At 52.2% G+C, this 12,351-nt stretch carries 14 protein-coding genes; 7 read left to right on the top strand and 7 right to left on the bottom strand.

What is annotated here, in order from left to right:
- Positions 1-48: 48 nt before the first annotated feature.
- The gene (ylbJ, locus tag M2108_RS17615) at positions 49-1,299 is read right to left on the bottom strand and encodes a sporulation integral membrane protein YlbJ (protein ID WP_277470700.1); all 1,251 of its coding nucleotides are present in this window, start codon (positions 1,297-1,299) and stop codon (positions 49-51) included.
- Positions 1,300-1,710: 411 nt separating this feature from the next.
- On the opposite strand from ylbJ, the gene M2108_RS17620 reads away from it, so the two are divergent.
- A complete protein-coding gene (locus M2108_RS17620) occupies positions 1,711-2,094 on the top strand; it encodes a globin domain-containing protein (RefSeq protein ID WP_277470699.1) in 384 nt (127 codons plus the stop codon).
- Positions 2,095-2,125: 31 nt separating this feature from the next.
- Positions 2,126-2,836, top strand: coding sequence for a DUF2225 domain-containing protein (locus tag M2108_RS17625; protein ID WP_277470698.1), 711 nt, complete (start codon positions 2,126-2,128; stop codon positions 2,834-2,836).
- Between the two features lie 102 nt (positions 2,837-2,938).
- On the opposite strand, the gene M2108_RS17630 is transcribed toward M2108_RS17625, so the two are convergent.
- Both M2108_RS17630 and M2108_RS17635 read right to left on the bottom strand, forming a co-directional pair.
- Entirely contained in the window at positions 2,939-3,169 is a 231-nt protein-coding gene (locus tag M2108_RS17630) for a hypothetical protein (protein WP_068726555.1), read from the bottom strand.
- Positions 3,166-3,345 (bottom strand): YycC family protein, encoded by a 180-nt coding sequence (locus M2108_RS17635; protein WP_277470697.1) that lies wholly within the window; start codon positions 3,343-3,345, stop codon positions 3,166-3,168. Before M2108_RS17635 ends, M2108_RS17630 begins: the two co-directional genes overlap by 4 nt.
- A 113-nt stretch (positions 3,346-3,458) precedes the next feature.
- Here M2108_RS17635 and M2108_RS17640 point away from each other — a divergent pair, with 113 nt between their 5' ends.
- Together M2108_RS17640 and M2108_RS17645 are read left to right on the top strand one after the other, a co-directional pair.
- Positions 3,459-5,258: a M3 family oligoendopeptidase gene (locus M2108_RS17640; RefSeq protein WP_277470696.1), complete on the top strand. Its 1,800-nt coding sequence runs from the start codon at positions 3,459-3,461 to the stop codon at positions 5,256-5,258.
- 462 nt (positions 5,259-5,720) lie between these two features.
- On the top strand, positions 5,721-6,134 hold the full coding sequence (locus M2108_RS17645) for an O-methyltransferase (RefSeq protein ID WP_277470695.1): 414 nt from the start codon (positions 5,721-5,723) through the stop codon (positions 6,132-6,134).
- Positions 6,135-6,268: 134 nt separating this feature from the next.
- On the opposite strand, the gene M2108_RS17650 is transcribed toward M2108_RS17645, so the two are convergent.
- Positions 6,269-6,502: an alpha/beta-type small acid-soluble spore protein gene (locus M2108_RS17650; RefSeq protein ID WP_039876911.1), complete on the bottom strand. Its 234-nt coding sequence runs from the start codon at positions 6,500-6,502 to the stop codon at positions 6,269-6,271.
- Positions 6,503-6,602: 100 nt separating this feature from the next.
- Complete coding sequence (locus tag M2108_RS17655; protein ID WP_277470694.1) at positions 6,603-7,577, bottom strand: aldose 1-epimerase; 975 nt, start codon at positions 7,575-7,577, stop codon at positions 6,603-6,605.
- A gap of 437 nt (positions 7,578-8,014) precedes the next feature.
- On the opposite strand from M2108_RS17655, the gene trpS reads away from it, so the two are divergent.
- On the top strand, positions 8,015-9,004 hold the full coding sequence (gene trpS, locus M2108_RS17660) for a tryptophan--tRNA ligase (RefSeq protein WP_277470693.1): 990 nt from the start codon (positions 8,015-8,017) through the stop codon (positions 9,002-9,004).
- Here trpS and M2108_RS17665 read toward each other — a convergent pair.
- Positions 9,001-9,195 carry a hypothetical protein gene (locus tag M2108_RS17665; protein ID WP_277470692.1) on the bottom strand — a complete coding sequence of 65 codons (195 nt, stop codon included), beginning with the start codon at positions 9,193-9,195 and terminating at the stop codon, positions 9,001-9,003. The genes trpS and M2108_RS17665 overlap by 4 nt on opposite strands.
- A 259-nt stretch (positions 9,196-9,454) precedes the next feature.
- Positions 9,455-10,459, bottom strand: coding sequence for a metal-dependent hydrolase (locus tag M2108_RS17670; protein ID WP_277470691.1), 1,005 nt, complete (start codon positions 10,457-10,459; stop codon positions 9,455-9,457).
- Between the two features lie 262 nt (positions 10,460-10,721).
- On the opposite strand from M2108_RS17670, the gene cyoE reads away from it, so the two are divergent.
- Positions 10,722-11,654, top strand: coding sequence for a heme o synthase (gene cyoE / locus M2108_RS17675; RefSeq protein WP_277470690.1), 933 nt, complete (start codon positions 10,722-10,724; stop codon positions 11,652-11,654).
- 15 nt (positions 11,655-11,669) lie between these two features.
- Positions 11,670-12,287, top strand: a complete 618-nt coding sequence (locus tag M2108_RS17680; protein WP_277470689.1) for an SCO family protein — start codon at positions 11,670-11,672, stop codon at positions 12,285-12,287.
- Positions 12,288-12,351 lie beyond the last annotated feature (64 nt).

Below are 12,351 nucleotides of genomic sequence, written 5' to 3' on the forward strand. Positions count from 1 at the left end.
GAATCACAGCCGGCGGTGCGAAGAATCACGCCAAGGGACGTTCATGAGTCAGGACTGCAGCAGGCGCCGTGCGAAGCTCCGGAGCAGCCAGACCAGCAGCGACAGCAGCAGGGCGGCTCCGAGCAGCAGGCCGAGCAGGACAAGACTGGCTGCAAAGGCTGGCCCAGGCGCTGACGTTAGCCCGGCAGCCGCCGGCAAAGCGCTGAAGCCCGCGGAGAGCCCCGGGCTGGTGACAGGCTTCCAGAGCACCAGCAGCAGAACTGCTGACAGCAGGCCATGGACGAGCCTCGCAGCCAGGAAGGGCACATAGCGCAGTCCGGTGCCGTTCAGAATGCTTGCCACCTGTGCATGAACGGACAACCCTCCCCAGGAAAGGATGAATGCGGCGGCTGAGGCCTTGTACTGCAAGGGGATAGAGGAAGCCGCTTCACCGGCGGAACGGGCACCGATCGTAACTTCAAAGAACCCGCTGGCGAGCGCTGCCGACAGCTGCTGAGGAAAGCCGGCCAGGGATAGCACGCCGCCCAGCATACTGAACAAGGCAGACATAATGCCTGCCCGGGTCAGCAGCTCCATCAGAACATTAAAGAATACAACCAGTCCGCCGACAACAATTATAAGCTGCAGCGCGGACTGGATGGCACCCTTCAGCAGCTCCCCGAAGCTCCGCCCGTCCCTGCGCCGGGCTTCGGCCATGGAGCTCAGCGCCAGGCGGAGCCGTCCCCTGGGCTGCGGAGACTCCGCAGTATGGGCTGCTGCCGGAGGAGGGTCAGCGTACTGGTCCCCGCGTCCGTGGAAGGACATTAGCAGTCCGACAATTAAGCCGCCGCCATAGTGGGCGAGTGCCAGCACCAGTCCTAAAGAGGCGTCATGGAAAAAACCGACGGATACAGCACCCAGCAGGAAAATCGGGTCAGAGGAAGTGGTGAAGGCAACCAGACGCTCCCCTTCGGCCCGGCTGATCAGCTGCTGCTCGCGCAGCTTGGCGGTTAATTTGGCGCCGACGGGATACCCGGAGACATAACCCATCGCCGCAACAAATCCGCCGCTGCCGGGGATATTAAACAGCGGGCGCATCAGCGGGTCCAGCAGTGCCCCGAACAGATGAACGACCCCGAAGCCCAGCAGCATTTCGGAAATGACGAAGAAGGGAAACAGCGAGGGGAAGAGCACGTCCCACCAGATGGCCAGCCCGCGCAGCGCAGCAGCAAGTGTGCCGGCAGAATATACGAGCATCAGCAGCATACAGCCGGCCAGAGCAAGGCCCAGAAACGGACCGCCAAGCTTTTTACGAGTCATCAGCAACGCCTCCCGGTCTATGATTAGTTGTATGCGGAAAGCAGGACAAACAGCACAAAAAAAACCGGAAAGCGTTTGCAATAACTTGTGATTTTCAGCCGCGGTTATGGTATTATAAAAAGGAATACAATTAGGGATGGAGTGATGGTGATGAGTGTGGTTGCCGGAGTTCTGGTCTGTGCTTTTGTATATGTAATCCGGGTCTCGCTCGTCCCTCCTGGTGATGAGGAGTTCAGGACCTATTAAATAATTTACAGGGCGCTAAACCTGGTTTAGTGCTCTTTTTTTGGCATGAGCTTTCGGCTCAGTAAAGTACCTGAATCGGCATCCGTGTCAAGGCCCCACTTTGTGGGGTTATTTTGTTATAATGAAAAGGACATACACTAAAAAGGAAGAAAGCTGGTAACCTCCATGAATCCAAACCAAAGCCTGTATGACAACCTGGGAGGCGCTGAGGGGCTTCACCGGCTGGTGGAAGTATTTTATGCCAAGGTGCAGCTTCATCCGCAGCTCAGCCCGTTATTCCCTGCTGATATTACTCCTGTTATGGAGAAGCAGTTTCAATTTCTAAGCCAGTTTTTTGGCGGACCGGCGTTATTTTCGGAGCAACACGGACATCCGATGATGAGAGCCAGGCATATGCATGTCCCTATCACACCCGAGCGGGCGGAGGAATGGCTGGACTGCATGAAAGAAGCGCTGGAAGAGTCGGGGGTCAGCGAGCCGCTCCGCTCCTTTGTGCTGAGCCGTCTTTCCGGACCTGCACATCATTTTGTCAATATGCCCGAGGAATAAAGAGCTGCTGATTGTGAAAGGATGAGGGCATTTGTCGGAATTAATCCCCCTGTATTCAATAAAAGTAATCTGTATTCATTGTGAAAATGAATTTTTTACCTCGAGGGTGCGTCCGAGCCTGAAGCGGGCCATCCGCCGGGATGCTGATTTCTGCTCCTACTATAAAGACGAGAATCCGGACTATTATGTGGTACGCATCTGTCCGAATTGCGGGTTCGCTTCTACCGAGAATTCAGCTGACAAGCTGGCCGACTGGCAGAGGAAGGCTTTTAAGGAGCAGGTGGCAAGCCGTTGGCAGTCCCGTGATTTCGGCGGGAAACGCAGCTGGGAGACTGCCCTCGAAACATACAAGCTTGCGCTGATCTGCAGCCAGTGTATCAACGATAAATCGCGGATTGTCGCCAGCCACCTGCATCATATCGCCTGGATGTACCGTTACAAAGGAGATACAGAGCAGGAACAGCGATTCCTGCGCTACTCGCTTGATGAATACATTAAAGTGTTTGAAAATGACGGGATGGGCGGCAATGATGCGAGGCTGATGTTCCTTATCGGCGAGTTGAACCGCCGCGTAGGCGAGTATAACAAAGCGGTAAGATGGTTTTCGCGCCTGATTAACGACCAGAGAATTATGGATGCCGCGATGATCCGGTCGGCCCGTGAGCAGTGGGCCCTGCTGCGGGAGCAGATGCGCGGGGAAGATACTGAACCGGACGGAATGCCGGAAGGCGCGAATCTGTAATGCTTTGGAGAGCGTGGTTATAACGGACATAAATAAAGCGCAATACAGGATTCCCTGTTTGCGCTTTATCCGCAGTGCAAGACTGCGGTTCTGTCTAACCGGTCAGCGGACGGCACGGTCGAACAGCAGGTAATCGGCATCATTGTCGATGACCGTCGGGCTTGTGCTGCAGCAGGGGAACACCAGGAGCTTTTTTTTGCCGTCGCGTACAAGCTGCAGTTCCTTTGGTTTCATCGGCAAAAGTACGTTCTCCTTGCTGCAGAACGGGCAGGTCTGTACATACAAGTCCCCGTAAATAATGTCATAAGGCCAGGTATGGCTGAACGGAATCATTTCTGTTCCTTCTCAGGCGGACTTTCAGGACCGGCGGTCTCGCTCTGTTTTTTGGATAATTCGGCAATCTTCTGCAGCAAAATATGTTGAGGCATATGCATCAAGTGTTCCAGGGGAACGCCGAGCTGTTTCGATAAGGCAATGGCCGTTTCCGGCGAAATTTGCAGTGGCTTCATGTTGCAGCCCTCCTTAAAAATGTGATGAACTGCTCCTTTTCGTATTCACTTTACCATGGCTTAGAGTCAAATACAAAGAAAACCCAATATGTGCAAAGGATTGGTGAAACGCGATGAAACAACCTATCTCAGTAACCTGGAATCTGGACTCCATTTTTCCGGGGGGATCCTCTTCCGCCGAGTTCGCAGACTTCCTGAATAAGCTCGAAAGCGATATCGCTGCTCTGAGTGAGCAGGTTAACAGCGCTGTATTTCCTGTCAATGCCTACGATACGGCTGCCCTGGATGGCGTGATCGAACTGCTGCAGAGCTGCGCCGCACGTCTGACCCAGGCTTCGGAATTCGCCGGCTGTCTGGGCGCCCAGAACCAGCAGGATAAGGGAGCTGTCCGCCTGTCCGCCAAGGTAACAGGACTCCGTGCCGGGTTCGAAGGAATCAGCTCCCGGTTTGACAGCATCCTGCGCCAGACCTCTGATGAGGTATGGGCACAGTGGATGTCCCGCACCGAGATTGCCCCGCTTACGTTTGTGCTCAGTGAACGCCGCGCCCAGGCCCGGGAGAAGATGAGCCCCGAGCTGGAAAGCCTTGCTCTTGAGCTGGCCGTCGACGGATATCACGGCTGGAGTGAGCATTATGAGACCATTGTCGGCGCAATCGAAATCCCTTTTGAAGACAAGGACGGGACCAAGCTGCTGTCTGTCGGTCAGGCGTTCAACAAGCTGAGTGATGATGATGCCGGTGTCCGTGAAGCCATGTTCCGGAAATGGGAGGCTGCATGGACGGCTGCCGAAGATTATAGTGCCGATACACTCAATCATCTGGCCGGCTTCCGGCTGAACCTGTACAAGGGACGCGGCTGGGAGGATGTGCTGAAGGAGCCTCTTGCCATCAACCGCATGTCGCGGGCTACTCTTGATATGATGTGGGAAGTAATCACCAGAAATAAGCCGGCGCTTGTTTCCTACCTGCAGCGTAAAGCCAAGGTTCTCGGCAAGGATTCACTGTCCTGGGTTGATGTAGATGCACCAGTCGGCAAATCCTCCGGCAAAATTCCTTACGAAACGGCAGCACAAGACATTGTGACGCAATTCCGCAAATTTAGTCCGAAGCTGGCTGATTTTGCCGAGCAGGCTTTCGACAATGACTGGATTGAGGTTGAAGACCGTCCGGCCAAGCGCCCGGGCGGATTCTGCGTATCGTTCCCTGAGAGCAAGGAATCGCGAATCTTTATGACATACAGCGGCACACCTGCTAATGTGTCGACACTGGCACATGAGCTGGGCCATGCCTACCATTCCTTCCTGCTGGATGATCAGCCCTTCTTCAACCAAAATTACGCTATGAATGTGGCGGAGACTGCCTCCACCTTTGCAGAGGTAATTGTGGCTGACGCTCAGGTAAAAGCTTCTTCTGATGCGGAGGAAAAGCTGGCCCTGCTTGAAGCGAAAATTCAGAACAGTGTAGCCTTCTTTATGAATATCCATGCACGCTTCCTGTTCGAAACGCGTTTCTACGAGAAACGCAAGAAGGGTCTCGTCAACGCCGAGGAGCTGTCGGTGCTGATGGAAGAAGCGCAAAAAGAAGCATTCTGCGGCGTGCTGTCCGAATATCACCCGCATTTCTGGGCTTCCAAGCTGCATTTCTACATTACAGATGTTCCGTTCTACAACTTCCCGTATACTGTGGGTTATATGTTCAGCACTGGCCTATACCGTCTGGCTCTGCAGGAAGGACCGTCGTTCGCGGATAAATATGACAGCCTGCTCCAGGATACCGGGGTGATGACGCTGGAGGATCTGGTCATGAAACACCTTGGAGTCGATCTCACGAAGCCTGATTTCTGGCAGGGTGCGGTAGATCTTATCGTTGAGGATATCAACGAATTCCTGCGTCTGACTGAACAATTTGCTTGAATGTTTGTCAAAAATGAGACAAATCATAATATTGCAGAATGAATAGTATGGTTTAATGTACGTGTGAATGCGCAAAAGCCTCTTTTTAGAGGCTTTTTTTGTCTGGAATGTTGTCGAAATTGGTCGTTATTTAGAGTTATATTCAAAAAATACATTGTGAACTGCGCATATTTAGGAATATTAACCCAATTATGTTGAATAATGTTGAAGCTCTGAAAACTGTGTCCTATAATGAGTCTAAAGCCTTATAAAAGACCTGCTAGGCATAAATGTGAAGGTGAAATTGCATGAAAATAGGGAGAACTAAACGAATTAGACGCTTTTGAAATGAAATTTGTCGAAGCAAGTTTTGCGAAGAGTAATCAGGAAGCTATGCTAACAAAACGAAGTGTACGCTTCCGAAGCAAGTTTTGCGAAGAACAAACAGGAAGCTATGCTAACAAAACTTTTAGGGGGAACAATATGCTACGGACAGAACAATTATCTCTGGCAAGACAGGTGGATTTGGTATTCAAGGAACTGCAGGAGGAATTGTCCGGGCTAAGCTCAGGTACTGTATTCATACAGATCAGAAATAATGTCATCGGAAAGTTCGGTATCCGCCATAATCCCTTGTCCGGCCGCTGCGGCAGCTTCAATGAAGAACAGGACGGGTTAACCTCTGCCCAGCAATCCTCTTTTCGCCTTATGGCGCTGGAGAGCCTGAAATACAAACGCCGCTGGACGCATGGTGAAATCAGCTATGAATTTGCTGTCCGCCAGGGCATGGTGGCGGTTGACGCGGTACTGGAGTCCAACTACAATATGGCAAATCTGATGATCCGGGCTCCGCGAGGCCCGCACGCCGGCGAAATTGCCGACAAGTACTTAGGCTGAGCTCTTTATACATAGTGCCTGCAACAGAATCATCAAAAAAGCCCGCCCGCGCTTCGGCATGAAGCGTAGGGCGGGCTGATAACCAGCCCGGCAGGGAATGAACCCTGCCGGATAAATCCGTTTAAAAATAGATACTACGCACGACCCGACAGTTGTTGCTCTGCCAGTTGTACCAGACGTTTTGTGATGTAACCTCCCAAAGAACCGGTTTCGCGGGAAGTGTAGTTACCGTAGTAACCATCTTGAGGAATCGTTACGCCAAGCTCCTGTGCTGCTTCGAATTTCAACTGCTGCAGCGCTGCATTCGCTTGTGGAACGACCAGGTTATTAGAGCGGCTTCCACGACCTTGTTGACCTGCTTGACCCATGTTTGTCACCTCCTTCGTCCGTTGTGAAGATAGTATGGGCGCGGGGAGGGGAATTCATGCACGGATTCAGAAGTTTTGAAGGATGGAAATTATATGAAAATCAGAGCGTAGGATAAAGGATTTCAAGTGTGCTCGGCAGGGTCAGGGTTTCACCGGGATTCAGGATAATCAACCCTGTAAAAGAAGCATCCCGGTCAAGATTGGGCGCATCCGGCAGCCAGGTATACGGCTCGGCACACAGGTACTGCTCGGCCAGGCCTTTGGTGTAGATAACCCAATGGCGGAAATAGTCCTTATCCGCTGTATAATGGATGCCGTATCCGTCATCACGCATCAGCAGGGCTTCGGACGGCTGTTGTCTGCCTGTTCTCAGCACGGTGTCCAGATCCTTGCCTGAAAGGCTCATGCCATGATGCAGGGAGTCCAGCGAACCCAGAGGAAGCAGATTGCCGCTCGGCAGCAGCTCGTCATTCAATTCATAGATGCTCTCTGCGGGCAAAGTCAGCTTCCAGCGCTGCGGCTGCCCGTCAATCATGAACCAGGTGTGGTAGCCGATCCCGAAAGGAATGCTTGTGTCTCCTAAATGGGTGACCTTCAGCGTCTGCTGCAGTCTGGCATCCTGCAGCCGGAACGTCATTTCCAGACGCAGCGGAACAGGGAACTGTGCCATCCAGCTGTCATCGTCAGCGGTATTAAATTCAGTCGTTACCGCACAGCCGTCCTCATCTTCTTCAATGTCGCTGACACACCAGGACTGGGTCCGGTGCAGGCCGTGAATGTGATGGTCTCCTGCCGAGTTCTGCTTGAACTGATAGCTTGCACCCCCGAACCGGAACTGTCCCTTGCGTATACGTCCTGGAGGAACTAACAGCGGGATGCCGAAATGATAGGGCTTCTGCATATAAAAAGCCAAGTCGCTTTCATCAGGCGTGCGCAGGATTTGCCGCTCTTCCTTACGGTCCCACAAGGAAATCACGTTGTTCCCCAGACGCGGCAAAAGCGTGACTTCCAGTTCACGGCTATGCAAAATGTAGGTATCATAACCGCCCCACTGTCCTTTGGTCACCTGTTTCATAAGAGATATGCTCCTTTAATTTACTTGATTGCATAGAACACGAATATCTTTATCATAACAGATTTGGGCAGGAGTAGTTAAGCGATTTGACAACATCCGGGGTTCGCTCTATGATGAATGCATTAAGAATTGATTACAATGTGATGACAGGGATAAGTAAGCAGAAAGTGCGCCTTCAGAAAACCGGTGGTTGATGCGAACCGGCAGGACACTCCTGGCCGAATGGACCCTTGAGCGCCGCGTTTGAACAGGCAGCAGGCCTTAGTAGACCGGACGGCTCTTCCCCGTTACCGGAAGCTAAGGCTGATTTGTGCACTGTTCCTGCGGGGACTCCCAATCAGCGAATAAGGGTGGCACCACGGTCTCACGTCCCTTGCGGATGCGGGGCCTTTTTGCGTTCGCGTATTGCGTAATTAATGAATGGAGGAATCATTAACATGGCTAAAAAAGTATTGTCGGGCATTCAGCCCAGCGGTTCCCTGACCCTCGGTAACTATATTGGCGCGATCAAAAATTTCGTGAAGCTGCAGCAGGAGCATGAATGCTTCTTTATGGTGGTGGATCTGCACGCCATTACAGTGGCCCAGGATCCTGCAGCGCTGCGTGAGAACTCGCGATCCGTTGCAGCACTCTATCTTGCAGCAGGGATTGACCCGAAAATTTCCAATGTATACATGCAGTCACATGTACCCCAGCATGCTGAGCTAGGCTGGATTCTCACTACATTGACTGCCATGGGCGAGCTGGAACGGATGACGCAGTTCAAGGACAAATCTTCCGGCAAAGATTCTGTAGGCGCAGGGCTGTTCGTATACCCGTCACTGATGGCGGCGGACATCCTGGTCTACAATGCTGATCTGGTACCCGTAGGAGAAGACCAGAAGCAGCATCTGGAGCTGACCCGTGATCTGGCGGGACGCTTTAATCACCGGTTCGGTGATTTCTTCACTGTTCCTGACCCGTATATTCCGGAAGTAGGTGCCCGGATTATGTCGCTGGACGATGCGGGTAAAAAAATGAGCAAGAGTAATCCTAATGCAGGCAGCTACATTGCACTGCTGGATCCGCCGGATGTAATCCGTAAAAAAATCAGCCGGGCGACTACCGACTCGGGGCGTGAAGTGGTGTACGATCCGGCGAACAAGCCGGAAATCAGCAATCTGATGAGCATTTATGCAGAGTGCTCCGGCCTGAGCCTGCAGCAGATTGCCGACCAGTATGAAGGGCAGATGTACGGGGGCTTCAAGAAGAATCTGGGTGAAGTGCTGGTGGCTACACTGGAGCCGCTGCAGCAGCGGTATCATGAAATCCGCAGCTCAGGTATGCTTGAGGATATTCTGGCTGAGGGCGCGGAACGCGCCCGCAGCGTAGCCTCCCAGACACTCACTGAAGTGAAGGAACGGATGGGCTTCCTGCCTTACCGTTAAGAAGAACGCTGCGCAGCGGCTTCCGCTTTGCGTCTCAGTCTGGCTTTGAGGATAAAGCCAAAGCCGATATTAAGGACGCAGAGCAGGCCCAGCAGCAGTGCCAGCCAGATATTGTAACTGATGCAGATTGAAGCGGCTGTAAGAATCAGTATTGAAGAAGTTGCGAACCAGAGCGACAGACCTTTACCCATGCCAGCCAGCCTTCCTTTCTATAATAGCGAGTTAATTGATCCTGCCGGCTTCCGCCGGCGGGATTTTTTGTCTGTGAAGCAGGGAATATTTTCAAGGATGAAGAATTGCTGCTGAAAACGCTTTATGGAAATTGTGCCCCATGCCGCCTCTTGCGTCAAGAGGGATAATATCCAAGGGGGTGAAGCCAAACAGGCAGAGCGGCTATCCCCTGACTAAGGGGTGTTGCCGTCCTGCCTGTTGTTAAAGATAGCATATAGGCTAGAGCTTCATCGAACCTGGATCGATGGCGAACCGTTCATCCAGCTTTTCGCTGCTGAGCCAGCCGACATAAGTGTTGAGCACATGATATTCGCTGTCCATAGCCAGCACTGCCACGAAAGGGAATTGCTTGCGGTGTAAATAACGCACATCTCCCCAGCGTACAATATAACCGGAGGGAAGCTCCTCGACCTCGGCCACGGCATAGGAGGTAAAATACAGAAAGGCCTGAACATCCGGATGTGACTTGGAATGCTCTACCGCAGGGTGGGTGGAGCATACGGCGTGCTTAAACCATTCCAGCCTTCCGCCGTTTAGCACGCCTACATTATAACTGCCGTCTGTCTTCGCTTTGACCACATTCCAGCGCGTAGGCGAGATTGAAGGGATGACAATGTAGCGGTCTCCCGGATCATGGTGCATATCCTTGTTTTTGATATGATGTGTAATCCGGGCATGCACAACCGTCCGCCAGACGTAGTAAGCTGCTACGCAGATATACAGGATGGTGAACAGCGGAGCCGGAGGCACGATACCGCTGATCCAGAGTATAATCGCAGCTGCGTGGCTGCCGAAGATAAACGGATCAAAGATATGGATAATGTTCCAGGCGATCCATTTCTCCGTGAACGGCCGGGCGGCCTGTGTGCCGTAGGTGTTGAACAGATCCGAAAAGACATGGACGGCAACACCGATAAAGCTCCAGAGAGCGATATGACTTAATGCCTGCAGGTCTGTAAAGCCGAATAACGGGCCGATGACTATGGTAATCAGAGCCGGCCACAAGAGCAGAAAGGGCAGGGAATGGGTAATCCCCCGGTGGTTGCGGATATACACGGCATTGTTTTTGAGGCGCAGCGCCGTGTCGGCATCCGGAGCTTGAGAAGCCAGTACAGTGGCGATCATGACGGCTCCTGCCAGGGACGGCTGCGAGGCCACGACAGGATCAACAAAAGAAAGTCCGGCAAGTCCGAGGCCCATTACAAAATGTGTTGCTGTATCCATTGGTCAGATCTCCTTTGTACGGAAGTTCTCTATTAATAACTACCCATTTTTAAGCTGACTTATTTAGACGGACGGGAAATAAATAAAGTCACGTAATTGTCGAATTGATGAACATCCAGGCCAATGATTGTCAAAGTCTTTTACGGTTTGATATGATAAAGTTAACAGCGGAGTGAATATTTTTCTCAATTGAGAACGATGTAAAATGATCGGAAGCTCCGATAGAACGCTTAGAAGTCCCTTAGAAGGAGGAACGCCACACGTGGACAATCAATTGAGATATCAAGCTTCTACCGATTCCGCAGCAGCAAAAGCCAAATCACCCCCGGAGGGTGCCGGCTGGCGTGATTTTATTACAGTAACGAAGCCAGGCATTATCCGCTCCAACCTGATCGCAGCCTTTGCAGGCTACTGGGTTGCTTCCGGATGGGATGTGCAGTACGGGAGATTAATTCTGACCCTTCTGGGAACCATGCTGGTGATGGCCTCTGCCTGTGTATTCAACAACTATTTCGACCGTGATCTGGATATGAAAATGGAACGCACACGCGAGCGAGGTCTGCCGACCGGCAGGCTGAAGCCTAATGTGGTGCTGATGTACGCCATCGTGCTCGGTATAGCCGGCCTGGCTGTACTGTTTGCCTTCTGCGGCGTCCTGGCCGGAATTTTTGGCATTATCGGCATGTTCGTTTATGTGGTTATCTACACACTCTGGCTTAAAAGAACCTCGACCTGGAGCACTTCGGTCGGTGCAATCTCCGGTGCAATGCCGCCGGTTATCGGATATGTTGCCGTTACAGGTACAGTAGATCTTGGTGCCTGGCTGCTGTTCGCCATGCTCTTCCTGTGGCAGCCGCCCCATTTCTGGGCTCTTGGTATCCGCCGCAAAGAGGAGTACAGGGCCGCAGGCTTTCCGCTGCTACCGGTTGTCAAGGGAGTACGGCGCACCAAGTTCCAGATGATCCCTTATGTAGCGCTGCTGCTGCCTGTACCGGTGCTCATGTATGCATATGATTATGCAGGGATTTTCTATCTTGTCATATCGCTTGGCTTGTCTGTAGCCTGGCTTTACCTGACTATAATCGGCTTTAAGGCAAAGGATGATGATGCCTGGGCCAAGAAAAATTTCTTTTTCTCCATTAATTACCTCACTGTCAGTCTGATCGCGCTTGTATTGAATACAATCCACGGTTAAGAGGGAGAGAAGCCTGTGCAAACCTTGAAACGCTACAAATGGACCTGGCTGCTGTTGCTGATTGCCCTGTGTCTGGCAGCTTTTCTGGCAGTCAACTCAATGGGCCTGGCCAAAAGCAAACTGCCGGTCATCGGGAAAGTACAGGACTTCTCTCTGGAGAATGTCGACGGTAAGCAGATTACGCTGGCCGACACGCAAGGGAAGGCCCGGTTGGTCTACTTCTTTTTCACTGAATGTCCGGACGTATGTCCGATCACCACGTATATGCTGTCTGAAACCCAGGATTTGCTGGTCAAGGACGGCAGCTTCGGCAAGGATACGGCGTTTGTCTCGATCTCCTTTGATCCGGAAAAGGATACCCGCGAAGCCATCAGGACATTCGCTGACCGCTTTCAAGCGAATTATGACGGCTGGTATTTTTTGCGGGGGGATCAGGAGCAGGTACGCAAGCTGGCGGCAGATTCTTTCAAGGTTCTCATATACGGGGACAATAAGGATAACTTTGCCCATGCCAATCTGATCGGCCTGGTCGACCGGAACAATCAGCTCCGCGGCCTTTACGATGCCGGGGATACGGAGAATGTAACGCCGGAATTCCTTGCGGATTCCCTGAAGAAGCTGGCCCGTGAATAAACCTTATTCTGCACAAAAGAAGTCTTGTCCGGTTCCGCGCTGGTCGCGGATCCTGAACAAGGCT

This window comes from Paenibacillus sp. PastM-3, assembly GCF_029893965.1.
Classification (GTDB): Bacteria; Bacillota; Bacilli; order Paenibacillales; family Paenibacillaceae; genus Paenibacillus_AQ.

Coding starts and splice junctions, on each gene's coding strand:
- M2108_RS17630 (WP_068726555.1), bottom strand. CDS start 3,169: ATGATTCCGTTCAGCCATACCTGGCCTTATGACATTATTTACGGGGAC.
- trpS (WP_277470693.1), top strand. CDS start 8,015: ATGGCTAAAAAAGTATTGTCGGGCATTCAGCCCAGCGGTTCCCTGACC.
- M2108_RS17620 (WP_277470699.1), top strand. CDS start 1,711: ATGAATCCAAACCAAAGCCTGTATGACAACCTGGGAGGCGCTGAGGGG.
- M2108_RS17665 (WP_277470692.1), bottom strand. CDS start 9,195: ATGGGTAAAGGTCTGTCGCTCTGGTTCGCAACTTCTTCAATACTGATT.
- M2108_RS17655 (WP_277470694.1), bottom strand. CDS start 7,577: ATGAAACAGGTGACCAAAGGACAGTGGGGCGGTTATGATACCTACATT.
- M2108_RS17635 (WP_277470697.1), bottom strand. CDS start 3,345: ATGAAGCCACTGCAAATTTCGCCGGAAACGGCCATTGCCTTATCGAAA.
- M2108_RS17645 (WP_277470695.1), top strand. CDS start 5,721: ATGCTACGGACAGAACAATTATCTCTGGCAAGACAGGTGGATTTGGTA.
- M2108_RS17650 (WP_039876911.1), bottom strand. CDS start 6,502: ATGGGTCAAGCAGGTCAACAAGGTCGTGGAAGCCGCTCTAATAACCTG.
- M2108_RS17670 (WP_277470691.1), bottom strand. CDS start 10,459: ATGGATACAGCAACACATTTTGTAATGGGCCTCGGACTTGCCGGACTT.
- M2108_RS17640 (WP_277470696.1), top strand. CDS start 3,459: ATGAAACAACCTATCTCAGTAACCTGGAATCTGGACTCCATTTTTCCG.
- ylbJ (WP_277470700.1), bottom strand. CDS start 1,299: ATGACTCGTAAAAAGCTTGGCGGTCCGTTTCTGGGCCTTGCTCTGGCC.